Origin of the sequence: Corynebacterium macginleyi (genome assembly GCF_003688935.1) — a bacterium.
Lineage (GTDB): Bacteria > Actinomycetota > Actinomycetes > Mycobacteriales > Mycobacteriaceae > Corynebacterium > Corynebacterium macginleyi.
On the sequence record NZ_REGE01000012.1, the window covers coordinates 40,278 to 64,790 of the forward strand.

Below are 24,513 nucleotides of genomic sequence, written 5' to 3' on the forward strand. Positions count from 1 at the left end.
TACGGGAGGGCACGCATTCGCGTGCGCTGAAGGGGAAGTTCGAGTTTAGACCTTGCCGCGACAAAGAACAACGGCCCAGCGTAAGAGGCTGGGCCGTTGAGCGTGTTGAGTCGATTTACTTAGCGCGCTTTTCAACCTTCTTAATAGCGGTTTCTATCTTCTTATTAGCCTTCTTTTGCAGCTTGTCTGCCTGCTTGGAAGCTTTGCTAGCGGCGCGCTTGGAATCCGCCCTGTTGAGTTTCGAAGCGGCTTTATCAGCGCGCTTTTGTGCCTTGTTCGCAGCCTTGACTGCACCTTTGCGGGCGGTCTTCGCATTGGATTCAGCGGACTTCAGCCAGTCTTGCTTGTTGTCATCGACGTAAGACTTGGCATCATCGACGTAGGATTTGGCGGTATCGAGAATACCCCGACCGGTGGATTGCCAATCACCTTTGTTGTCATCTACATAGGCGTGGGCCTTCCGGGATGTTTCGTTGATCCAGCTGCCGGCCTTAGTGGATAATTCGTTGGCGCGAGCAGACAGCTCCTCGCGCTTTTCCTGAGATTCAGACTTAGTAGGCAGTGCCTGCTGGATTTTCTTATTGGTTCGTTCTCCGACTTTCTGGGCGCGCCAGCGCAGAGAAGGCTTGCCCTCGGTGTCCTGGGTGGTGATAAAGAGCGCGCCGAGCAGGGCAGTGTTGGTAATGAAGCCGTTGCGACGGCGTTCCTTTTCCTTCTTATTATCTGCGGTCCAGAAGTTATTTTTGCTCACCAGGTTGGGCAGGGTAGCGGCAGCCAGCACGGCTGCGGAGGTGCGCGGTGCCTTGCCCAGAGCCAAGGTGGTTCCTGCACCTATCTTTGCGCCGCCAAGGGCGCGGGTAGTTAGCTCCGGATCGTTGGGAATGAGGTTTTTATAACCGGCGGGGACAAACTTGCGCAGGGTCTTGAGGAAGCCTTCGGTTTCCTTAGTGTGCTCCGAGGCATTGCGCAGGTCGTCTACCCCTTCCCACACGAATACTGATGCCAGCATGGGGCGGGCAAACTTGCGAATCATAGTCCTTTAAGCTCCTTAGCTCGTTTTTCTAGACCAAACGTGTGATTGACCAGTATACGCGGAAATGACCGCTTAGATCACCAACGGCGCTCCCACCAATCACCCAACTTGGGGCGTTCTTCCCCCAAGGTGGTGGATTTGCCATGCCCGGGGCGAATGATGGCGTCATCCGGGAAATCCTCGAAGATGCGCTGGGTGACGTCTTTATACAGTCGCACGAAGTCCCCTTCGGAGGTTGTTCGTCCCAGTCCGCCGGGGAAAACGGAATCTCCTACGAAGAGGTTGGTGACACCGTCAACGGTAGCCACGAGCGCGACGCCGCCGGGGGTATGGCCGCGCAGGATGATGACCGGCAACTTCATGCCGGCAAACTCGATGGAATCGCCCTCACGCAGTTCGACGTCCACATCTTCTGGAATGGCGGGCGAATCAATAAAGGAGGCGTAGTGCTTTGCTTTGGTGGTTTGCAAGATCTCGCCCAAAGCGCGCACATGATCCCAGTGGCGGTGCGTGGTGAGAACGGCGGTGATGTCAACGCCCGCTTCGTGAGCCATGTCAAGGATGGCGGGGGCATCATCAGCAGCATCGACAAGCAAGCCTTCATCGCCCGCTGTCAGCAGGTAGCAGTTATTGTCCATCTCTGAAACGGAAATTTGGTGAAGTTGTAGCTCGTTAGTCATACCTTCCAGCTTACGGGTACATTCGAGGGGAGAATAAAATCTAGGATCTGGAGGCTGGAGCTCAGTGGCGGAACGATTGATTGTGCGGGGCGCAAGGGAACACAATCTCAAAGGCGTGGATATCGATATTCCGCGCGATAAAATGGTCGTCTTTACTGGGCTTTCCGGCTCGGGTAAGTCCTCGCTAGCCTTCGATACCATTTTCGCAGAAGGCCAACGCCGCTACGTGGAATCGTTGAGTTCTTATGCCCGGATGTTCTTGGGGCAGATGGATAAACCCAACGTGGAATACATTGGCGGCCTGTCGCCGGCCGTGTCCATCGATCAGAAATCCACCAACCACAACCCGCGCTCTACCGTGGGCACGATTACGGAGATTTATGATTACCTCCGCTTGCTCTTCTCCCGCGCCGGCACCCCGCACTGCCCCAAGTGTGATGCCGTTATTGAGCGCCAGACCCCGCAACAAATTGTTGATGCCGTTCTGGAGCAGGAAGAAAAGCTGAAGTTCCAGGTGCTTGCTCCGGTGGTGCGCAAGCGCAAGGGCGAGTTTGTCGACCTCTTTCAAGATCTCTCGGCGCAGGGCTACTCCCGGGTGCGCGTGGATGGTGAGACCCATCAATTAAGTAATCCGCCGAAGCTAAAGAAACAGGTTAAGCACACCATTGAGGTGGTGGTGGACCGTTTGCAGGTCAAGGCGTCGCAGAAGCAGCGCCTGACCGATTCCGTGGAAACGGCATTGCGGCTTGCCGATGGCTTAGTCACCATCGAGTTCGTTGATAAAGAAGAGCTCACACATACCTATTCCGAAAAAGCGGCCTGCCCCAAAGGCCATGCCCTCACCATCGAGGAATATGAGCCGCGTGCCTTTTCGTTTAATGCGCCTTTTGGCTCTTGCCCGGCTTGCGACGGCTTGGGAACCAAGCTCGAAGTGGATGTTGACCTGCTCATTCCGGATCCGGATGCCCCTGCAGTCGATGCAGTGCAACCGTGGCATTCCAGCCCAAATTCCCGCTACTTCGCCAAACTCGTGGAAGGCTTGGGCAAGGCCCTGGGGTTTGAACCGCAGACCCCCGTCAGCAAGCTGACGAAGGAGCAGCGTGAAGCGCTGATTTACGGTACCGAAACCGAGGTCCGGGTGCGCTATAAAAACCGCTATGGCCGCCAGCGCAATTGGACCGCTCCCTTTGAGGGAGCCGTTGGTTTTCTCCACCGCAAATTGGATACTACGGATTCGCAGTCCCAAAAGGATCGCCTGCTGCAATACACCCGCCCGGTGCCGTGTCGCACGTGTAAGGGAACGCGCCTGAAGCCGGAAATCCTGGCCGTGCGCTTGGCGTCAGCTTCGCACGGTGAACAATCCATCGCGGGGCTCAGCGCGCTGTCCATTGAAGATGCTTCGGAGTTTTTGGATACGCTGTGCTTAGGCCACCGCGAGGAGATTATTGCCGGGGCGGTGCTGAAGGAGACGCAGGCGCGCCTGCGCTTCTTATTGGACGTGGGGCTAAACTATCTCACACTGGACCGCGGTGCCTCGACCCTATCCGGTGGCGAGGCCCAGCGCATCCGTCTGGCCACACAGATCGGTTCCGGGCTCGCCGGAGTGCTCTACGTCTTAGACGAGCCGTCCATCGGTTTGCACCAGCGGGATAATCATCGCCTGATTTCAACCTTGCAGCGCTTGCGCGATATTGGCAATACACTCATTGTGGTCGAACACGATGAAGACACCATCCGCTCGTCCGATTGGCTGGTAGATGTGGGCCCGCGCGCTGGCGAATATGGTGGTGAAGTGGTTTATCAAGGCGAGCCTGCTGGTGTTGAAAATGTAAAGGATTCCTTAACGGGGCAGTATCTGTCCGGTTCCAAGGTGCTGGCCGTTCCGGATCGCCGCCGCGAAATCGATAAAGACCGCACTCTGAAGGTAGTAGGGGCACGAGAGAACAACCTCAAGGGCATCAACGTCGAAATTCCACTTGGCGTGCTGGTGTGCATTACCGGTGTGTCGGGGTCCGGCAAGTCCACCGTGGTCAATGAAATCCTAGCCAAGACCTTGGCAAATAACCTCAACCGTGCCCGACAGGTTCCTGGACGCGCTAAGCGCGTGGAAGGCATCGAGCACCTGGATAAATTGGTGCAAGTGGATCAAAGTCCGATCGGCCGAACCCCGCGGTCCAACCCGGCTACCTATACTGGCGTCTTTGATAAAATTCGCAACCTCTTTGCAGAGACCCAAGAGGCCAAAGTGCGCGGCTACAAGGCCGGCCGGTTTTCGTTCAACGTCAAAGGTGGACGGTGCGATGCCTGCCAGGGCGATGGCACCATTAAGATCGAGATGAATTTCCTACCGGATGTCTATGTTCCGTGTGAGGTCTGCGAGGGCGCGCGTTATAACCGCGAGACTTTGGAGGTCCACTACAAGGGCAAAAACATTTCGGAAGTGTTGGACATGCCCATCTCCGAAGCCGCGGAATTTTTCGAGCCTATTACCTCCATCCACCGTTACTTGGCCACGCTTGTCGATGTCGGTTTGGGTTATGTCCGCCTCGGCCAAGCCGCCACTACCTTATCCGGCGGTGAGGCACAGCGCGTGAAGCTCGCATCGGAGCTGCAGAAGCGGACCAACGGCCGCACCATTTATATTCTGGATGAGCCGACGACCGGGCTGCATTTTGAGGACATTCGCCGTTTAATGCTGGTGATTCAAGGTTTGGTAGATAAGGGTAATTCCGTGCTTATTATCGAGCACAACCTTGACGTGATTAAAGCAGCGGATTGGATTGTGGATATGGGGCCAGAAGGCGGTGCCGGCGGTGGCACCGTGGTAGCGCAGGGAACACCGGAAAAGGTCGCACAGACAGAAGGCTCCTATACTGGCGTTTACCTCAAAGAAATTCTTTCTTAGAAAACTAAGGGAATAGGTCTATTAAAAACTGCCTCTAAAATGGGGCAGTATATAAACAATGAACCTGTAGCGGACAAGCTTCCAGGCAAGCCCGGATCGAAACCTCCTTTGGAAGTGGTCGGCCACCTGCACAGACCCTTAACTTGGGACGGTTTGCTTTAAGCGGTATCGGCTGTTAGCATGAATCTCACTACCGCCTAAGGTACCTTTTGTAGGAACCTGGGTTGCAAGCGGAGATTCTCCCACCCGATGCCGCAAATTTTTTGTTGGATAACGGTAAAGGTTGCCGGACAATAGTGTCTGGCTCTGCGAGTTATCCCGGCTGTCTATGGCAGACCGGGTTATCCGCTTGTGGTCCATGGTAGGTGAACTCATTACCCGTAACCCCCTAATCGAGGAGAACCACAATCAGCGCTGAAGCTCGCATTAATGAGCGTATCCGAGTACCCGAGGTCCGTCTTGTTGGCCCGGGTGGTGAACAGGTGGGTATCGTCCGCACCGATGATGCCCGCAAGCTTGCCTATGAAGCTGACCTGGATTTGGTCGAGGTAGCTCCGAAGGCTAAGCCCCCAGTTGCCAAAATCATGGACTACGGCAAGTTCAAGTATGAGCAGGCCCAGAAGGCTCGCGAATCTCGTAAGAACCAGCAGCAGACCGTGGTGAAGGAACAGAAGTTCCGCCCGAAGATTGACGATCACGATTATGAGACCAAGAAGAGTAACGTAGTTCGCTTCCTGGAAAAGGGATCCAAAGTCAAGGTGACCATCATGTTCCGTGGCCGCGAACAATCGCGACCGGAACTGGGTTTCCGGCTCTTGGAGCGGTTGGCCGATGACGTCGCCGAGGTTGGCGTAGTTGAGTCCCGCCCCAAGCAGGATGGTCGCAACATGACCATGGTTTTGGGTCCGGTTCGTAAGGGCAAAAAGTAAACCATATTCCACGTAGGATTTAAGGACTTAATACTCATGAAGCAGAAGACCCACAAGGGCACCGCAAAGCGTATCAAGGTGACCGGTTCCGGCAAGTTACGCCGCGAGCAGGCCAACCGCCGCCACTTGCTGGAAGGCAAGCCATCCAAGCGCACCCGTCGCCTCAAGGGCACTGAATCCGTCTCCCAGGCAGACACCAAGCGCGTCAAGCGCCTTCTCGGCCGCGCCTAAAAGCGCCCAATCAACCCACGCCCACCATCTCAATCAGAATTTAAGGAAGTAACACTGTGGCACGAGTAAAGCGCTCAGTTAACGCAAAGAAGAAGCGCCGCGCGATCCTGAAGTCCGCCAAAGGCTACCGCGGTCAGCGTTCCCGCCTGTACCGTAAGGCCAAGGAACAGTGGCTGCACTCTATGACCTACGCTTACCGCGACCGTCGCGCGCGTAAGTCTGAGTTCCGTAAGCTGTGGATCCAGCGTATCAACGCTGCTGCTCGCATGAACGATATCACCTACAACCGCCTCATCCACGGCCTGCGCTTGGCTGAGATCGAGGTTGACCGCAAGATTCTCGCTGAGCTTGCCGTCAATGACTTCGAGGCCTTCTCTGCTTTGTGCGAGGCCGCCAAGGCTGCCCTGCCCGAGGACGTTAACGCACCGAAGGCTGCCTAAGCTTTTCGGCTTCATAGCTGCTTTGCCCACCCCATTATCGGTTAATCTCCGGTGTGGGGTGGGTTTTGTGGCTCCAGCCAAGTCCTCGGCCAGAATCAGCCCTATTAATCCCCGGATTTGCAATCCGGTGGTTATACACAGCAATAGCGCCATGGCCCTGCCGGATTGTCGGCAGGGCCATGTCATTCCTAAGGTGCAAAACTAGCAGTATTGGGGCCAAGGTAGGGTAGGGCCTATGAATTTAGACTTTGAGTCCGCCTTTACCGAACGCACTCCGCGCATCGTCAACGCGGCGAAATTGCACCGGGCTGCTAGCCGGAAGAAGGCGAAGCAGTTTATTATTGAGGGCGACAACGCCGTCGACGCAGCGGTGTCCACCGGTGCGGCCACGGATGTATTTGTGACGCAGAGGGCCGCAGAGCGCTTCGCGGAGATCATCACGGCTGCTGGGCATATGGATGTTTACGTGCACCCCATTACTGATAAAGCCGCAAAGCATTTGGCCGATACCGCCACGACGCCGGGAATTTTTGCCCTGTGCAACTCGTCTGTCTTGTGGTCTGCAGGAAAGATTCTCGCCGGAAGGCCGAATCTGATTTCGGTCCCGGTGCTTACCTCGGAACCCGGAAATGCGGGCACAGTGATTAGGACTTCGGATGCGATGGGCGCCGACGGCGTGATCTTTGCCGGCGAGACTGTGGATCCCCTTGGTTGTAAGGTTATCCGCGCGTCAGTCGGCTCACTATTCCACGTCCCCGTCGCACGCGATGTAAATATCAAGGACGTACTCGGCCAAGTGCGCAAGTCTGGTATGCAAATTGTCGCTACGGCTGCGGATGGGGAAGTAAAGCTTGCTGATGCCGATCTGTCCCAACCCACCGCTTGGCTCTTTGGCAATGAAGCCCATGGCCTGGGCGAACTGCTCGAAGAGGCCGATATGCGGGTACGCATTCCGCTACGGGGGCGCGCGGAGTCACTGAATCTTGCCACTGCGGCCAGCATTTGTTTGTATGAATCCGCGAAAGCACAGGAGGCGAAATAGGCCATATTGACCTTCACACCGTGGTAGCGAATGAAAAGAGGGTCCCTGGGGCTGTCCGTGTCCCGGTGACAGAGTAAGATTGCACGCGTTAGTTTTCGCGCGAAAAGAAGGTACGAAGTACGTGTCCGATACACCGCAGATCGAATTGACCGAACAGGCCCTCGGGGTCGCGGCCGATAAGGCTATCGCAGCCTTCGAAGAAGCAGAGACGTTAGATGAACTCGCCGCTGCCCGCCGCGAGCACCTCGGCGATAACGGGTATATTCCGCAAGCCCGCCAATCCCTAGGCCGAATCCCCAAGGATCAACGCAAATCTGCCGGCAAAGCCGTCAACATGGCCCGTGGCACGATGGAAAAGCGTTTTGCTCAGGTCAAAGAGAAATTGGAGCAGCAAGCCCGCGAAGCCCAGCTGCAGGCTGAAACCGTTGACGTGACTATTCCCACCACCAGGGCGCAAACGGGTGCACTACATCCCATTACCTCCCTATCGGAGCGCATTGCCGATATTTTCGTTGGCATGGGGTGGGAGATAGCCGATGGCCCAGAAATCGAGGCTGAGTACTTTAATTTTGACGCCCTGAACTTCAAGCCGGATCACCCTGCGCGGACCCTGCAGGATACATTCCACGTGGGTAAGCAGGACTCAAAGCAGGTCCTGCGCACGCACACCTCGCCGGTGCAGGTCCGCACGATGCTCGAGCGCGATGTGCCCCTCTACATCGCCTGCCCAGGCCGCGTTTTCCGTACGGACGAGCTGGATGCTACCCACACTCCAGTCTTCCACCAGGTAGAAGGCCTTGCCGTGGACAAGGGGCTGACCATGGCTCACCTGCGCGGCACGCTCGAGCACCTAGCCAAGGTGCTCTTCGGCCCGGAAACCACTACGCGCATGCGCGTAAATTACTTCCCATTTACGGAACCTTCCGCTGAGGTGGATGTCTGGTTCCCCAATAAAAAAGGCGGCGCCGGCTGGATTGAATGGGGTGGTTGCGGAATGGTTAACCCCAACGTGCTACGGGCGGTTGGTATTGACCCGGAAGAATATTCAGGTTTTGCCTTCGGCATGGGCCTAGAGCGCACCCTGCAATTCCGCAATGGACTGACCGATATGCGCGACATGGTTGAAGGCGATGTCCGCTTCACCCTGCCCTTTGGCATACAGGCTTAAAACCCAGAAAGGATAGATACATCATGCTTATTTCCCAAGACTGGGTTACCCGTATCCTTGCCGCTTCCAATCCGAATTGGAGCGTGTCTGCCGCAGATATGGATTCTGGTTTCGTCCGTGTCGGCTTTGAAACTGAAGGATATGAGCCGATCCCTGAGACCACCGGCCCGTTGGTTATCGGCCAGGTTGTCGAAATCGAAGAGCTTACGCAGTTCAAAAAACCCATTCGCTATTGCCAGGTCGATGTCGGTCAGGCCAATGGCACCGGTGAGCTGCAGGGCATTATCTGCGGCGCGCGTAACTTCCGCCTGCATGACTTTGTCGTAGTCTCCCTACCCGGCGCACAGCTACCCGGCGGATTCACCATCGCGGCCCGCGAAACTTATGATCACATTTCCAACGGCATGATGTGCTCCGCTGCTGAGCTGGGCCTTGGCGCGCAGGCAAATGGCATCATCGTGCTTGGTAAGGAGGTCGCGGACATGGTGGGCGAAGATGCCCGTCCCGTCATCGGCCTGTCAGATACCGATTTTGATGTCAATATCACCCCAGACCGCGGTTACGCACTATCCGCGCGCGGCTTAAGCCGCGAGATTGCCTCCGCCTTTGATCTGAAATTTAAGGACGTCGCCGACGATCCAGCGGTAGCCGGAATCGATACCTCTTCTGTGCCAGAGGCCCAAGGCTCCCTTCTCAACATCGACCTGCGCGAGGAAACCAAGGCGCAGCGTTTTGGCGTGCGTAAGGTAAGCGGTATTGATCCGCAGGCACGCACCCCATTTTGGATGGAGCGCGAACTCATGCTGTGCGGCCAGCGCAGCGTCAATGTGGCAACGGATGTAACCAATTACGTCATGATGCTATTGGGTGCCCCGATGCATGCCTTTGATGCCGATAAAATAACGGGCGATCTTACCGTGCGCAATGCCCACGAGGGCGAGAAGTTTGAAACTCTCGATCACTTCACGCGCGAACTGTCCGGTGAGGATGTGGTCATCTGTGATGATAACGGCATCCAATCCTTAGCCGGTGTCATGGGCGGTACGAGCTCAGAGATTTCTGAGCAGACCACCGATGTCTACTTTGAGTCCGCAATTTGGGATCCCATCACCGTGGCCCGTACTTCTCGTCGGCACAAGCTTTCGTCTGAGGCATCGCGCCGATTCGAGCGCGGTGTCGACCCAGCCATCGTCGAGGTGGCACTCGATATCGCGTGTGCATTGTTGCACTCCATCGCGGGTGGAACGGTTGAAAAGGGCCGCACTCTCGTCGGAGAGGTAGCTCAGCCGCAGGCCATTCGTCTACGTGCAGAAAAGCCGAGCGAATACGCCGGCGTGGCGTACTCCCGCGAGACCGTTATCTCCCGCCTAGAAGAGGTCGGTTGCTCGGTCGAAGCAGAATCGGATTCGGTTCTCAAAGTCACGCCCGCGACCTGGCGCACCGATATTTCCATGGACGTTGACCTCATCGAGGAGGTCTTGCGCCTTGAAGGCTTGGAAGATATCCCCACCGTTCTACCTACACCGGCAGGCGGTCGCGGTTTGACCCCAGCGCAAAAGCGCCGCCGCGCCATCGGTCACGGTTTGGCATATGCGGGCTATGCCGAGGTTTTGCCTTCGCCATTTATCGCAAACGACACCTTTGATGTGTGGGGTCTTGCGGCTCATGATGCCCGCCGCAATACCGTGGCAGTGCAGAACCCATTGGAGTCTGACAAAGCCATCTTGGCCACGACGTTGCTCCCCGCAATGCTTGAAGCTTTGGGCCGCAATGTAGCTCGTGGACGCAAGGATTTAGCGCTCTATGGCCTCCAGCAGGTGGCATTTAAGCGCGCAGAATCTTCGCCTATGCCCTCTGTGGCGCAGCGGCCCGCCGATGAAGTGGTGGAAGAACTCCTGTGCACCCTTCCGGATCAGCCGTTGCATGTAGCGACGGTAGCCACGGGCAAATTGGAATACGAGGGCCCGTGGGGTGAAGGCCGCGACTATGCCTACGCAGATGCCATTGAATCTGCACGGCTGGTTACCCGCGCCGCGGGCCTGGATATCGAGGTTGAAGCGGTACAACACCTGCCGTGGCATCCAGGCCGGTGTGCTGCAATCAAGGTGGCAGGAACCGCTGACATCGTTGGCTATGCAGGAGAATTGCACCCGCAGGTGCTCGAGGCGCAAAACTTGCCGCCGCGCACGTGCGCAATGGAGCTTAATATCACCGCATTGCCCCTCACTGAGCGCTTCCCGGCGCCGGTTCTGTCCGCATTCCCAGCCTTGCACCAGGACATTGCGCTGGTAGTTGATGAGGATATCCCAGCGGAAAAGGTGCGCGCCACGGTGCAAGAGGGGGCGGGCGATCTCATCGAATCGGTTGACTTATTTGATATCTTCCGCGGTGAGCAAGTGGGCGAAGGTAAAAAGTCCTTAGCCTTTCAGCTGCAATTCCGCGCCGCGGACCGTACTCTGACCGATGAGGAGGTCAACGAGCACAGGACGTCAGCCGCCGAGTTGGCCAAGCAGCGATTCGGTGCGGAAATGCGCGCATAGGGAAGGCATAGTAGTCCAACTTTCTGCTTTACACGGCGAAGAACCAGAATGCAGTGGCACTAAGTCATGTGGGTCCTGGGTCTTTGCCGTGATACTTTTTTCATGCAGTTTATTAATTACTTTCATAACCTCTGAACTGGGAAAAGTAACCCAATTCACTGAATAACATACAGTGCAACGTATTTCTTGCTATAGTTTCGGGTATGACGAATTCAGTAGCAGTGGCAGGGGCCACAGGGTACGCTGGCGGAGAGATACTGCGCTTGCTGCTCTCACATCCGGCCTATCACTCCGGGGACCTGCGCATTGGTGCCCTGACGGGAAATTCCCAAGTAGGCCTGCGTGTTGCGGAAATTATGCCACATCTCCCACCGTTGTCGGGCCGCGTGATCTCAGAAACCACTCCGGCAGAATTAGCTAAACATGACGTCGTCTTCCTAGCCTTGCCGCACGGGCATTCGGCCGGTCTTGCGGAGCAATTGGGTGATCAGGTCACCATCATTGATTGCGCCGCCGACTTTCGCCTGGGCAAGGAGAGTGATTGGGCAGCCTATTACGGCGGAAACTATGCAGGGCAGTGGCCCTACGGTATGCCGGAAATCCCAGGACATAGGTCGAAGCTTAAGGGTGCGAACCGAGTAGCCGTGCCCGGCTGTTTTCCTACGGCCATTACCTTGGGAGCGCTGCCCGCCATTGCGTGTGAGCTAGTGGAGTCCGGCCTTTCGGTGATTGCTGTTACCGGAGTCTCCGGGGCTGGAAAGAAGGCGGCGGTCGCGCAATTGGGTGCAGAAACTATGGGCAATGTCAAGGCTTATAAGCCAGGTGGCACTCATAGGCATACTCCGGAAATCGTGCAGAATCTCCAACCATTTTCCCATGATGAGGTTTCCGTGAGTTTCACCCCGGTGCTTGCGCCCATGCCCCGTGGAATTCTGGCAACGATTACGGCGGGGCTGAAAGGGGGCATTGGAAAGCAGCAGGTGCGCACCGCATTTGCGGAATTCTATGCCGATGAGCCCTTCTGCCTCGTGCTACCAGAAGGCCAGCAACCGGAAACTCAGAACGTCGTGGGCACGAACATGGTGCATATTCAGGCCCATGTTGACGAAAATTCCCACCGCCTCATCATTACTGCGGCCCTAGATAATTTATGCAAGGGTACCGCCGGTGCCGCCGTGCAATGCATGAACCTCTCGGTGGGATGGACGGAAACTTTGGGATTGCCCCTAGCCGCAGTCGCCCCCTAGGACTACGCATTCTGTAGAGGAGAATTTTATGTCTATACAAGGAATCACCGGACCTGCCGGATTTAGCGCCGGGGCCGTGGCAGCCGGGATCAAGCCCTCCGGCGCGTTGGATTTAGCTTTGATTCTAAACGAGGGACCGCGCTCGGACGCGGCGGCGGTATTCACGCGCAACCGCGTGGTGGCTTCCCCCGTTAGGGTCTCCCGCAAGGCGGTAGCGGATGGCCAGTTGCGTGCTGTAGCCATCAACTCCGGAAATGCCAATGCATGCAATGGCGCGCAAGGTGATGCCGATGCGCGCGCGATGGTAGACGCCGTATCTCATGGCACGGATATCGCGGTGAATGATATTGCGATCTGTTCTACTGGGCTCATCGGTGAGCCGTTGCCTATGGACAATGTACTTACGGGCATTGCGGACGTCGTGAACCACATCGGTGCGACCCGACAGCATGGCAATAACGCTGCCACTGCGATCATGACCACGGACACCATCCCGAAGGAATCCGTTTATGCAGGCGATGGATGGTCCGTGGGCGCTATGGGCAAGGGTGTCGGTATGATGGCGCCATCGCTAGCCACGATGTTGGTCTGCATTACTACTGATGCCATCGCTAACGCAGCGATCTTACAAAGATCGCTGGAAAAGGCCTGCATACAGACTTTTAATACCTTGGACGTGGATGGTTCGACCTCTACCAATGACACGGTGATTATTATGTCGTCGGGGGCCTCCGGCGTGCAGCCCAGCGAAGAAGAGTTAGCTCAGGCAATCCTAGAGGTTTGCGCGGATATTGCAGATCAGCTCCAGGCTGATGCTGAGGGAGTGACAAAGCGCGTAAAGATATCCGTTGCAGGTACGGGATCTGATGAACAGGCGCTCCATGCCGCTCGCACGCTGGGCCGGGATAATTTATTCAAGTGCGCCATGTTTGGCTCCGATCCCAACTGGGGCAGGGTACTGGCGGCCGTCGGCATGGCGGATGCAGACATGGACCCGGACAATATCTCCGTTTATTTCAATGATCAGCCCGTATGCGTGCAGTCGACGGGCGTGCCCGGAGCCCGCGATGTGGACTTGAGTGGGGCGGATATTGATGTCCGCGTGGATCTCGGTACCGGCGGCACAGGCACGGCGTTCGTTCGTACTACAGACTTGTCCTACTCCTACGTGGAGATCAACTCGGCATATAGCTCCTAGGAGGAGAAAATGTTTCACGGACTGAATAATCAGGAGCGCGCTACGGTGCTGGCGGAAGCCCTGCCGTGGTTGCAGCACTTCCGCGATAGGATCGTGGTTGTCAAGTATGGCGGCAACGCCATGGTGGATGAGGAGCTCAAGAAAGCCTTTGCGGCGGATATGGTGTTTCTACGCACCATCGGCGCAAAGCCCGTTGTAGTCCATGGCGGCGGCCCGCAGATCAATTCCATGCTGGAAAAGCTTGGTATGGAAGGCGAATTTAAAGGCGGTTTTCGCGTCACTTCGCCCGAAATCATGGACGTGGTGCGCATGGTCCTTTTTGGTCAAGTCGGCCGTGGATTGGTAAACCTCATTAACTCGCACGGGCCCTACGCCGTGGGAACAAGTGGTGAAGACGCTGGGCTTTTCCGGGCTACTAAGCGCCTCGTGGACGTGGAGGGAGAGGCAACCGATATCGGCATGGTGGGCGATATCGTGGAGGTCAACCCAGAAGCCGTTAATGACATCATTGAGGCTGGCCGCATTCCGGTGGTCTCAACCATTGCGCCAGGATCCGACGGCGAGGTCTATAACATTAACGCCGATAGCGCTGCGGGTGCGCTGGCGAGCGCGCTTGGAGCAGAACGCCTGGTTATCTTGACTAACGTGGAAGGTCTATATACCGAATGGCCGGATAAAGGTTCTCTAGTCTCGAAAATCGCAATCGATCAGCTATCCGGGCTGCTGGGCGGTCTGAGCTCCGGAATGATTCCCAAAATGGAATCCTGCCTTAAGGCCGTGCAGGGTGGGGTATCCGCTGCGCACGTCATCGACGGCCGTATAGACCATTCTGTACTCCTTGAGCTTTTGACTCCGGGCGGCATTGGGACGATGGTGCTGCCGAATGACTTCGAAAAGCACGATTATCCCGAGGGCACAGTGTTCAGGAAGGACGATATCTGATGCACGCTCAAGAAACTTTAACTCGCCGGTGGTCAAAAACACTGGCCAATACCTACGGCCAGCCTCCACTCGGCCTCGTGTCAGGCCAGGGGGCTACCCTGACCGGTGAGGACGGCAAAACTTATATCGATCTATTGGCCGGCATCGCCGTCAATTCCTTAGGCTATGGTAATGCGGAGGTAGCAAACGCCGTTGCCCAGCAAAGCCACACCCTGGTGCATACGTCCAACCTTTTTGCCACCCAACCCGTACTCGACGCCGGGGCAAAGCTGATTGAGCGTGTGGGTGATAGCGACGCGCGGGTCTTTTTCTGTAACTCCGGCTCAGAGGCAAACGAGGCGGCGTTCAAGCTCGCGCGGCTTACCGGTAGGCGTCGCATCCTCGCTGCGAACCATGGTTTTCATGGGCGGACGATGGGCTCTTTGGCCATGACTGGGCAGCCCGAAAAGCAAGATGCATTTCGCCCACTGCCTAGCGGCGTGGAGTTTTATCCACACGGCAATATAGATTACCTGCGCCAATTGGTGGAGCAAGACGCCGCGGATACCGCCGCCATTATTTTCGAGCCGATTCAAGGCGAGACCGGAGTTATTCCCGCTCCTGCCGGTTTCATGCAGGCCATTTCTGATTTATGCGATGAATATGGGATCTTGCTCATTGTTGATGAGATCCAGTCCGGGGCGGGGCGCACGGGGCAGTTTTTTGCCCACGAGCTGGAAGGAATTTCGCCCGATGTTATCACGATGGCCAAAGGACTCGGCAGCGGATTGCCCATCGGCGCGACCATCACCCGCGGGCGGGCCAAGGACCTATTCCAGCCAGGGTCCCATGGCACCACCTTCGGCGGGAACCCCGTGGCGTGCGCCGCGGCCAATGTTGTTCTCGACACCCTCGATGAGAGTTTTTTACGCGAAGTCTCCACCAAAGGTGAGTATTTAGCGCGAGAACTCAACAACATTCCCGGGGTCAGGCAAGTGCGCGGTCGCGGCCTTATGCTGGGTGTTGTATTGAGTGCACCGGTAGCTCGCCAGGCCGTTATGGGCGGATTTGAACTGGGCATTATCCTCAACGCCCCGAGCGAAAACGTCCTGCGCCTGACCCCTCCATTGATTATTTCGCAGCAAGAGATTGATGTTGCCCTAGAAAAACTACGCACTATTGTGAAGGAATTAGTATGAGCTTGCGCCATTTTTTAGCCGATGATGACCTTAGCCCAAAGGAACAAAAGCAAGTCCTCGATCTGGCGGTCCAATTAAAAGCCGATCCGTTCGCGCGGCGACCGCTGGAGGGTCCCAAGACAGTAGCCGTCCTCTTTGATAAACCATCCACGCGCACTCGCTTTTCCTTTGAAACCGGAATTGCACACATGGGTGGCAGCGCCATTACCGTTGACTCATCCGGCACTCATATGAGCAAGGGCGAGTCCTACCAGGATACGGGTTCGGTCTTATCGCGTTATGTGGAGGCCATCGTCTGGCGCACCTACGCCCACGACAACTTGGAACAGATGGCGCAGACGGCAACGGTTCCGCTGGTCAATGCGCTTTCTGATGACTTGCATCCGTGCCAAATCCTGGCTGACCTGTTGACCTGCCGCGAAAACCTTGGTGAACTTACCGGCCGCAAGGCGGTTTATCTTGGGGACGGTAATAATAATATGGCCAATTCCTACATGATTGGCTTTGCTACCGCCGGCATGGATATTTCGATCATTTCCCCGGAAGGCTTCCAGCCTCGTCCCGAATTTGTCGAGCGCGCACGGCAGCGCGGTAATGTCACGGTTACTGATGATGTGGCGGAAGTTGCCGGTGCCGATGTAGTTATTACAGATACCTGGGTATCTATGGGCCAAGAAAACGATGGGCAAGACAGGCGTACCCCGTTCCTGCCTTATCAGGTGTCTCAGCAGGTGATGGCAATGGCTAAGAAGGACGCAATTTTTCTGCACTGCCTACCGGCCTATCGTGGCAACGAGGTCACCGCAGATGTTATCGATGGCCCACAGTCCCGAGTCTTTGACGAAGCGGAAAACCGCTTGCATGCCCAAAAGGCACTGCTGGTGTGGTTGCTTGATATCAATAAGGAGAACAGTCAATCATGAGCATCCCGAGTACTCGAAATGCCCGACAGGCAAAAATCTTGGAGATTTTAGATCGCAGTCGTGTCACGAGCCAGGTACAACTACTGGAGCTTTTGTTGACAGAAGGCATAGATATTACACAGGCCACGCTGTCGCGAGATCTTGATGAGCTGGGCGCGAAGAAGATCAAGCGAGATGGTGGACGTTCTTACTATATGGTCGCGGGCGAGTTGGAACAGTTCGAAGATCAGGTAGGCGGACCACGTGAGAAGCTACGGCGGATGTTGGATGAATTGGTGGTTTCTCACGATTCCTCTATGAATATTGCGATGCTGCGGACGCCAGCTGGGGCAGCGCAATATCTCGCCAGCTTTATTGACCGTGTGGGCCTGCACGATGTGGTTGGGTGCATCGCCGGTGACGACACCATCTTTGTGCTGGCACGCGAGGGCGTATCCGGTGCGGAATTAGCGGAGATGCTCAAGGCACAGAAGATTTGAGTAGTGGCATTCTCTAACTCAATCGTATATTATTTAGGCAACCGAATTTTTTTCACATAATCAAGGAGTCTTAGTATGTCTGCACGTGTGGTCCTGGCCTATTCCGGTGGCCTTGATACCTCGGTAGCCATTCCTTACCTGGCCAAAATGACCGGCGGCGACGTCGTTGCTGTTTCTCTCGACCTTGGTCAAGGTGGCGAGGACATGGAGTCCGTACGCCAACGCGCGCTCGATTGCGGTGCGGTGGAGTCCATTGTTATCGACGCCAAAGATGAGTTTGCGGAGCAATATTGCGTGCCCACCATCAAGGCGAATGGCATGTATATGAAGCAGTACCCGCTGGTATCGGCCATTTCCCGCCCGCTTATTACCAAGCACCTCGTCAAGGCCGCGCAGGAGTTTGGCGGAACGCATGTTTCCCACGGGTGTACCGGTAAGGGTAATGACCAGGTACGTTTCGAGGTTTCCTTCCGCGCACAGGATCCATCGCTGGAGATCGTCGCCCCGGCGCGCGATTATGCGTGGACCCGCGATAAGGCTATCGATTTTGCGGAAGAAATTAACCTTCCTATTGAGCAGTCGGCGGCCTCGCCTTTTTCCATCGACCAAAACTTGTGGGGCCGGGCGGTAGAAACCGGCTTCCTGGAAGATCTGTGGAACCCACCGACAAAGGATCTCTACGCGTATACGGAAGATCCTGGCCTGGGCAATGCCCCAGACGAAATAATTATTTCCTTTGAGCAGGGTGTTCCGGTCGCCGTCGATGGCAAGAAGCTGACCCCGCTGCAGGTCATCGAAGAAGTCAACCGCCGCGCCGGCGCGCAGGGTATTGGGCGCTTGGATATGGTGGAGGACCGGTTGGTGGGAATTAAGTCCCGCGAAGTTTACGAGGCGCCGGGTGCCATGGTGCTTATTCAGGCTCATCAGGCGCTGGAAGATGTCACCGTGGAGCGCGAGCTGGCGCGGTACAAGCGCCTGACAGATGCGCGGTGGTCCGAGGAGGTCTACGATGGCCTATGGCACTCGCCGCTCAAGCGCTCCCTGGATGCCTTTATCGAGGAATCTCAGCAGAACGTAACTGGTGACATTCGCTTGAGCCTACACGCAGGTACCGCTACCGTGACTGGCCGCCGTTCCAGCCAGTCGCTGTACTCCTTCGATCTGGCGACCTATGACACCGGCGATACCTTTGACCAGACCGCTGCAAAGGGTTTTGTCCAGTTGCACGGCTTGTCCACCCAGATTTCTAATCAGCGAGACCGCGAGGGTGGTTTCCCCACCAGTGCAGAAAAATAGGCACCGATGAAACCACATAAGACTAACGAAGGCGCACTGTGGGGCGGACGGTTCTCCGGCGGTCCTGCAGAGGCGATGTTCGCCCTTTCGGTTTCTACCCACTTTGACTGGGTGCTAGCCCCTTACGACGTGCTTGCTTCGAAGGCACACGCCAAAGTGTTGCACAAGGCGCAGCTGCTTTCCGATGCCGACTTAGAGACAATGCTTTCCGGGCTTACTGAACTCGGGGAAAAGGTTGCCTCAGGGGATTTTGTGCCAGCACCGACCGATGAGGATGTGCACGGTGCTATGGAGCGTGGCCTGATCGAGATCGTCGGACCAGAGGTAGGTGGCCGTCTGCGGGCTGGACGGTCCCGCAATGACCAGGTCGCCACTCTCTTTCGCATGTGGGTGCGCGATGCCATTCGCGATATTGCCCTGCAGGTCTCCGAGCTAGTCGATGCCCTAGCGGATCAAGCCGCTGCCCATCCTGAGGCCATCATGCCGGGCAAAACGCACTCCCAGGCCGCTCAACCCATCTTGCTTGCGCACGAACTGCTGGGGCATGCCCAGCCGCTGCTCCGCGATATTCAACGTTTGCAAGATTTAGATAAGCGGCTGTCCATCTCGCCGTATGGCTCGGGCGCGCTCGCGGGTTCTTCTTTGCAGCTTGACCCGGAGGCCATCGCCGCAGAACTCGGGTTCGATTCCGCTGTGGAAAATTCCTTGGATGGCACCGCGTCTCGCGATTTCGCCTCCGAAACGGCTTTTGTCTTGGCGCAGATCGCCGTAGATATGTCGCGGCTTGCAGAAGAGATCATTTACTGGTGCACTCCGGAATACGGCTACGTCACCTTGGATGATGCGTGGTCCACTGGCTCATCTATCATGCCGCAGAAAAAGAACCCGGATATCCCTGAGCTTACCCGCGGCAAGGCTGGGCGCCTGATTGGCAACCTCACCGGGTTGCTATCGACGTTCAAAGCGCAGCCGTTGGCGTATAACCGCGACTTGCAAGAGGACAAAGAGCCCATCGTGGACTCGGTGGCGCAGCTGAATTTGTTGCTGCCGTCGATGACCGGGCTCGTCTCCAGCTTGTCTTTTAATGAAGACAGGATGCGCGAGTTAGCTCCACGCGGATTTACTTTAGCCACCGACCTGGCCGAGTGGATGGTGCGCCAGGGCGTTCCTTTCCGCGAGGCACACGAGGCCTCCGGCGCTTGTGTGCGCATCGCCGAAGAGCGTGGGGTGGGGCTGGTGGAGCTCGCCGATGAGGAACTTAGTGGCGTTGACAAGCGGCTGACTCCAGAAGTACGCGAGGTTCTCACTATTGACGGTGCGGTCGCTTCTCGCACAACCAAGGGTGGAACTGCTGGCGTCCGCGTTGCTGAACAGCGCGAAACCGTCCGCGAACGTGCCGCCGCAGCTCGTCAGTGGGCGCAAAAGCCGTTGCGATAAACGCCTAAAAACTCTTTCTAACTCGTGGTGTATGGCTATGCCGTTCTTGTGAGTCCGCCGACGGGGGTAGGAGATCAACGCTCTTCTAACCTGTCAACCGTGTTGTTCAACAAATTGGGGGCACTGGTGACATGGCTTACATTGTGTTGTGTTAGTGTTTTTCCAGGCAATGAGACTTAGTACACGTATCACAGGCAATGAAAGGACGAACTTTAAATGGCTGAAAATTCTCCACCGTCTAGTACTGGGCCGCACGAGAATGAGAAGGCGGTTTTCGCGTCGGAAGATCATGGCTTGCAAAAGGGGATGGGAAATCGCCAGCTGCAGATGATTGCCATTGGTTCCGCGATTGGTACCGGTCTCCTTTTGGGCACTGGTAGCCGCCTGCAAACCGCCGGCCCCTTTCTAGCGGTGCTCTACCTCATCTGTGGGTTCTTCGGATACATCATCCTGCGCTCTCTGGGGGAGCTCATCGTTTACCGGCCTAGCTCCGGCTCGTTCGTGTCCTACGCTCGAGAGTTTTATGGCGAGAAGGCTGCGTTTGTCACCGGCTGGTTGTATTGGGGAAACTGGGCCATGACTCTGGTCGCGGATGGTACAGCGGTGGCCCTCTATATCAAGTGGTTTAGCCAGTACACTACGTGGCTCGACTCGGTGCCGCAGTGGACGCTTGCCCTCCTCGTCATCTGTAGCATCTTGGTATTCAATATGCTTTCGGTGAAGATCTTCGGTGAGCTGGAATATTGGTTCTCCCTGATTAAGATTGTCGCTCTAATTATCTTTATGTTTGTGGCCATCGGAGTCCTTATCTTTGGTCATCCGAGTGGGGATCCTGCCGGTTTCACTCTGATTTCCAGTAGCGGTGGCTGGCTTCCTAATGGTTTGCTGCCGGCTGTAATTGTTATCCAAGGTGTTGTCTTTGCTTATGCTGGCATCGAGTTGGTGGGTACGACCTCGGGTGAAACCAAGGATGTAGAAAAGCACATTCCGCGCGCGGTGAACAACGTGCTTCTGCGCATTTTGATCTTCTACTTCGGTTCCGTGTTGCTATTGACTTTGGTTCTGCCGTACACCAACTACGTGGCAGAGGTTTCGCCCTTCGTGACCTTCTTTGAATCTCTTGGCGTTGGTGTAGCCGCTCCGATCTTCCAGTTGGTGGTCATTACGGCCGCGATTTCCTCGTTGAATGCTGGCCTCTATTCTACTGGCCGCATTATGTACAACATGTCTACCTCTGGCTCCGGCCCTAAGTTTGGTGCCCGTATGTCCAAGTCGGGCGTGCCGTACGGTGGCATTGTGATGGCAGCTCTCGTGGGGTTGGCCGGTGTTTTCCTTAACTATCTTGTGCCTGAGATGGCTTTCGAAATCGTCCTCAACCTGGCAGCGTTGGGCACCCTAGCCTCGTGGGCGGCGGTTGCACTCTCTCACCTCAGGTTCATCCATCTATCCAAGAGTGGCCGTTATACTCGTCCGGGGTACCGTTCTCCCTTCGGAGAAGGCGGCGACTGGGCAGTACTGATTTTCATTGGCCTTGTTATTGTCTTGATGGCCCTTGATTATCCGATCGGTAGCTATGCGCTTGCATCGACCTTGCTCCTGGCTCCGGTCTTTGTGGCAATGTGGTACGCGTGGCGTGAGCGGATCCGCGCTATTGCGGAAGAGAGAAAGGCAAAGCATCTGCCAACCTCTAGTTTCCCAGCTGCACCCCAGACAGATCTTCACTCTAAGAACTAAGAAAGGAATTCTTATGAACCATGCTGTTAAGTTTGTAGACGTCGAAAATATGGCGCGCTGGATTCAGCGCGAAGGTGTAGAGAACATCATTATTGGAATGGTAGATTACCTCGAGGCGGACTACCGCGAATGGGAGCGCTTTGACAAAATTCCGCGCGTTGCCTCCCATACCCCCTTCGGCGTTATCGAGCTGATGCCTACCTCCAATGGCAAGGAGTACACCTTTAAATATGTCAATGGTCATCCATCCAACCCTGCACGCGGATTCCAGACTGTTACTGCATTTGGTGTGATCGCTGACGTTGACAATGGTTACCCCACCTTCGAAGCCGAAATGACCCTACTCACCGCGCTGCGTACCGCAGCCACTTCGGCCATGGTGGGAAAGCACCTGGCGCGCAAGGATTCCAAGCGCATGGCGATGATTGGCGCTGGCTCGCAATCTGAGTTTCAGGCTCTAGGCTTCCGCGGCGTCATGGGCATAGAGGACATCACCATTTACGATATTGACCCTGCAGCCGTAGAAAAGTTCAAGCGTAACTTGGAGCCACTAGGCTTTAACATCACTGCTTGCTCCAGTGTGGACGAGGCAGTGCTGGGCGCAGACATCATTACCACCTGTACCGCAGATAAGGCGCAGAACCAGATCCTTGCTGATCGCCATGTTGCCCCCGGCGTCCACCTCAATGCAGTTGGTGGTGACTGCCCGGGCAAGACCGAGCTGGAAAGCTCCATTTTGGACAAGTCCAAGGTCTTTGTAGAATTCCCAGAGCAAACCCGCATCGAGGGTGAAATCCAGCAGAAACCGGAAGACTTCCCAGTGGTCGAGTTCTATCAGGTCCTCACCGGTCAAGCCACTGGCCGGGACGACGATGAGCAGATTACACTATTTGACGATGTCGGATTCGCCATCAATGACTTCTCCGCCCTGCGGTACCTGCGGGATTCAGTCAAGGGTACCGACTTGGAGTCAGAGATCGATATCATTGCCAACCCGGACGATCCCAAGGATCTGTTTTCTTTGGTTGCTAACGTTCCGTCCTTGCTTTAAATCACCGGTGGGGTAGAGGGGATAAAATTCTCCTACTACCCCCTGAGGTAATCCCCAAGAATCTTGATCCGATGAACCTATAGAAGACTGGATGCTATGCCCTAGCTATTGCTCCGGTATTGCCGTGAAACGCTGCGGGCTGGTTCGTGATGCCGCCTACAATGTTGTGCATCTTAATGCCACGCAGTTCAGCGTCTTTGGCGAAAGTCGAGATAAAGCTGGCCGATCGCTTACCAGTGGCGCAGTACACCCATGCGTTGCGTAGCCCTTCGGCCTGCAAGGAATCGAGCAATGAGCGCGCTAACTCTGGATCTTCCTGCCACGTGGAATACGGCAAGAGGTAACGCTTCGCGGTGTCGTCAAAGAAGAAATCATCAATGGCGGCCTCCCCAGGCTCTCGCACGTCGATGGCCGCGGCGCCGTCCCGGAGTTCATCGAACATCGCGGCTGCAGCGGTTTTATCGGCCTGCGCAACGGTACAGGCTGCGCGACCATAGTCTTGCAGTAGCTGGGTGGTTAGCTCGCGTGCTGGGTCGCGGGGCACCCGGAAGTGATTAATGGAGGCAGTCAGGGCATCGTAGATACTCAACAGGCCTACCCGGTCGCGGTTCATGCCAGTTGCGAACTGGATCAGCTCGGTGGACATCAGACCCGCGATCACACTGGTGGTCACGCCCAGCACACCGGCAGTGGCGCAATCTGGCACGGAATCGGGGTCGGGTTGCAGGGGATAGAGGTCGCGCATGCCCACTCCCGACTCCGCGCCTGGCCCAGACCACCACAACGCACAGTCGCCCCGGAAACGCAGCACCGATCCCCACACGAGTGGGGTGCCTGTAATCTCTGCAGCATCGGCTGCTAAGAACTTCGTGGCAAACGTGTCGGAACCATCCACCAGGATGTCCACTCCACGGAGGTAGTCCACCGCATTGCCAGCAGTGAGGCGGTCGCGAATTGCATGCACGACAATGCCTGGTTGCAGCTGCTGGAGCCTTTCGGCGGCGACGTCCACTTTGGGTCGCCCCACATCGTGGACACCAAATAGAATCTGGCGGTGGATATTGGTTAGATCCACTGTGTCGTCGTCGATCACAGAGATCTCGCCTACCCCGGCGGCAGCTAGCTGTTGCATCAGCGGGCAGCCCAATCCACCAGCGCCGATGACGAAGACGTGTGTGGCGTGCAGCGCCTCTTGTTGGGTGATGCCGAATCCAGGCAGCAGGGTTTGGCGGGCTACTCTATGCAACTCCTCGCGGGACAATTGGCTCATTACAGCACCGTGTGTTCCCAACTAGCCAACCCTTCGAACGATGACGAGGCCAGGGCGTGCTGCCGTTTCGGAATACGCCCAGCCTGCCGGGCCAACCGGCCACTTTCCACGGCGTTTTTCATTGCAGTGGCCATTGCTAAAGGATCTTGGCACCTATTGATAGCACTGGCTAGAAGCACGCCATCGCAGCCCAGCTCCATGGCCAGTGCAGCATCGGAGGCCGTCCCCACGCCGGCATCCAGTAGAACAGGAACGTGGGTACGCGAACAGATTAGCTCAATGTTGTGTGGGTTTAAGATTCCTAGGCCCGTCCCGATGGGCGAGCCCAAGGGCATTACCGCGTCCACGCCCACGTCTTCCAGCCGCTTGGCGATGACCGGATCGTCACTGGTGTATGCCAGCACCACGAATCCTGCGGCAACGAGCCTCTCGCACGCATCCACGAGCTCTACTACGTCAGGAAGAAGAGTGCGGTCATCCGCGATAATCTCCACCTTCACCCAATTGGTGCCTAGCGCCTCGCGGGCTAGCTTGGCGGTGGTGACGGTATCGCGCGCGGTGCGGCACCCTGCAGTATTGGGCAGCACGTCAATGTTTAACCGCTGTAATAGCTCGAAGATAGATTCCCCACCGCTATTCGTAGCATTGTGCCTACGCATGGCCACGGTGGTGAGCTGTGTACCGCTGGCAACCAGGGATTGTTCCAACATGGCCTGGCTGCTGGCGCCGCCGGTTCCCATTACTAGGTGCGAATCGAATTGTTTATCTGCGATGGAAAGCATATTTGAAG

The 24,513-nt window shown here is 56.3% G+C and carries 21 protein-coding genes; 17 read left to right on the forward strand and 4 right to left on the reverse strand.

The annotated features are described in order from the left end of the window. Positions 1 to 115: 115 nt before the first annotated feature. Both D9V82_RS08600 and D9V82_RS08605 read right to left on the reverse strand, forming a co-directional pair. The gene (locus D9V82_RS08600; protein ID WP_121911993.1) at positions 116 to 1,033 is read right to left on the reverse strand and encodes a DoxX family protein; all 918 of its coding nucleotides are present in this window, start codon (positions 1,031 to 1,033) and stop codon (positions 116 to 118) included. A 77-nt stretch (positions 1,034 to 1,110) separates the two neighbouring features. Then, positions 1,111 to 1,713: an MBL fold metallo-hydrolase gene (locus D9V82_RS08605; protein ID WP_121911994.1), complete on the reverse strand. Its 603-nt coding sequence runs from the start codon at positions 1,711 to 1,713 to the stop codon at positions 1,111 to 1,113. Between the two features lie 64 nt (positions 1,714 to 1,777). Here D9V82_RS08605 and uvrA point away from each other — a divergent pair, with 64 nt between their 5' ends. From uvrA to D9V82_RS08690, 17 genes are all read left to right on the forward strand, one after another. Further along, the gene (uvrA, locus tag D9V82_RS08610) at positions 1,778 to 4,618 is read left to right on the forward strand and encodes an excinuclease ABC subunit UvrA (RefSeq protein WP_121911995.1); all 2,841 of its coding nucleotides are present in this window, start codon (positions 1,778 to 1,780) and stop codon (positions 4,616 to 4,618) included. Positions 4,619 to 5,025: 407 nt separating this feature from the next. Continuing rightward, entirely contained in the window at positions 5,026 to 5,547 is a 522-nt protein-coding gene (gene infC, locus D9V82_RS08615; protein ID WP_081443661.1) for a translation initiation factor IF-3, read from the forward strand. Positions 5,548 to 5,583: 36 nt separating this feature from the next. Next, on the forward strand, positions 5,584 to 5,778 hold the full coding sequence (rpmI, locus tag D9V82_RS08620; protein WP_005280326.1) for a 50S ribosomal protein L35: 195 nt from the start codon (positions 5,584 to 5,586) through the stop codon (positions 5,776 to 5,778). A 56-nt stretch (positions 5,779 to 5,834) separates the two neighbouring features. Next, positions 5,835 to 6,218 carry a 50S ribosomal protein L20 gene (gene rplT, locus D9V82_RS08625; RefSeq protein WP_005323264.1) on the forward strand — a complete coding sequence of 128 codons (384 nt, stop codon included), beginning with the start codon at positions 5,835 to 5,837 and terminating at the stop codon, positions 6,216 to 6,218. A 235-nt stretch (positions 6,219 to 6,453) separates the two neighbouring features. Continuing rightward, complete coding sequence (locus D9V82_RS08630; RefSeq protein WP_121911996.1) at positions 6,454 to 7,260, forward strand: TrmH family RNA methyltransferase; 807 nt, start codon at positions 6,454 to 6,456, stop codon at positions 7,258 to 7,260. 121 nt (positions 7,261 to 7,381) lie between these two features. Then, complete coding sequence (gene pheS / locus D9V82_RS08635; RefSeq protein WP_121911997.1) at positions 7,382 to 8,428, forward strand: phenylalanine--tRNA ligase subunit alpha; 1,047 nt, start codon at positions 7,382 to 7,384, stop codon at positions 8,426 to 8,428. A 23-nt stretch (positions 8,429 to 8,451) separates the two neighbouring features. After that, positions 8,452 to 10,968: a phenylalanine--tRNA ligase subunit beta gene (pheT, locus tag D9V82_RS08640; protein ID WP_121911998.1), complete on the forward strand. Its 2,517-nt coding sequence runs from the start codon at positions 8,452 to 8,454 to the stop codon at positions 10,966 to 10,968. A gap of 203 nt (positions 10,969 to 11,171) precedes the next feature. Continuing rightward, entirely contained in the window at positions 11,172 to 12,215 is a 1,044-nt protein-coding gene (gene argC, locus D9V82_RS08645) for an N-acetyl-gamma-glutamyl-phosphate reductase (protein ID WP_121911999.1), read from the forward strand. A gap of 28 nt (positions 12,216 to 12,243) precedes the next feature. Continuing rightward, positions 12,244 to 13,413: a bifunctional glutamate N-acetyltransferase/amino-acid acetyltransferase ArgJ gene (argJ, locus tag D9V82_RS08650; protein ID WP_121912000.1), complete on the forward strand. Its 1,170-nt coding sequence runs from the start codon at positions 12,244 to 12,246 to the stop codon at positions 13,411 to 13,413. A gap of 9 nt (positions 13,414 to 13,422) precedes the next feature. Then, complete coding sequence (gene argB, locus D9V82_RS08655; RefSeq protein ID WP_121912001.1) at positions 13,423 to 14,355, forward strand: acetylglutamate kinase; 933 nt, start codon at positions 13,423 to 13,425, stop codon at positions 14,353 to 14,355. Beyond that, a complete protein-coding gene (locus D9V82_RS08660; RefSeq protein ID WP_121912002.1) occupies positions 14,355 to 15,533 on the forward strand; it encodes an acetylornithine transaminase in 1,179 nt (392 codons plus the stop codon). The genes argB and D9V82_RS08660 overlap by 1 nt, the downstream gene beginning before the upstream one ends. Then, the gene (gene argF / locus D9V82_RS08665) at positions 15,530 to 16,456 is read left to right on the forward strand and encodes an ornithine carbamoyltransferase (RefSeq protein ID WP_121912003.1); all 927 of its coding nucleotides are present in this window, start codon (positions 15,530 to 15,532) and stop codon (positions 16,454 to 16,456) included. The genes D9V82_RS08660 and argF overlap by 4 nt, the downstream gene beginning before the upstream one ends. Further along, positions 16,453 to 16,935 (forward strand): arginine repressor, encoded by a 483-nt coding sequence (locus D9V82_RS08670; protein WP_121912004.1) that lies wholly within the window; start codon positions 16,453 to 16,455, stop codon positions 16,933 to 16,935. The genes argF and D9V82_RS08670 overlap by 4 nt, the downstream gene beginning before the upstream one ends. Positions 16,936 to 17,010: 75 nt before the next feature. Further along, positions 17,011 to 18,231: an argininosuccinate synthase gene (locus tag D9V82_RS08675; protein ID WP_121912005.1), complete on the forward strand. Its 1,221-nt coding sequence runs from the start codon at positions 17,011 to 17,013 to the stop codon at positions 18,229 to 18,231. Positions 18,232 to 18,237: 6 nt separating this feature from the next. Continuing rightward, positions 18,238 to 19,668: an argininosuccinate lyase gene (gene argH / locus D9V82_RS08680; RefSeq protein ID WP_121912006.1), complete on the forward strand. Its 1,431-nt coding sequence runs from the start codon at positions 18,238 to 18,240 to the stop codon at positions 19,666 to 19,668. Between the two features lie 216 nt (positions 19,669 to 19,884). Continuing rightward, positions 19,885 to 21,402, forward strand: coding sequence for an amino acid permease (locus tag D9V82_RS08685; protein ID WP_121912007.1), 1,518 nt, complete (start codon positions 19,885 to 19,887; stop codon positions 21,400 to 21,402). 13 nt (positions 21,403 to 21,415) lie between these two features. Beyond that, on the forward strand, positions 21,416 to 22,453 hold the full coding sequence (locus tag D9V82_RS08690; RefSeq protein WP_121912008.1) for an ornithine cyclodeaminase: 1,038 nt from the start codon (positions 21,416 to 21,418) through the stop codon (positions 22,451 to 22,453). 94 nt (positions 22,454 to 22,547) lie between these two features. Here the strand turns inward: D9V82_RS08690 and D9V82_RS08695 are convergent, their stop codons facing one another. Next, positions 22,548 to 23,723: a ThiF family adenylyltransferase gene (locus D9V82_RS08695; RefSeq protein ID WP_121912009.1), complete on the reverse strand. Its 1,176-nt coding sequence runs from the start codon at positions 23,721 to 23,723 to the stop codon at positions 22,548 to 22,550. Then, positions 23,723 to 24,505 carry a thiazole synthase gene (locus D9V82_RS08700; protein ID WP_121912010.1) on the reverse strand — a complete coding sequence of 261 codons (783 nt, stop codon included), beginning with the start codon at positions 24,503 to 24,505 and terminating at the stop codon, positions 23,723 to 23,725. Before D9V82_RS08700 ends, D9V82_RS08695 begins: the two co-directional genes overlap by 1 nt. Positions 24,506 to 24,513 lie beyond the last annotated feature (8 nt).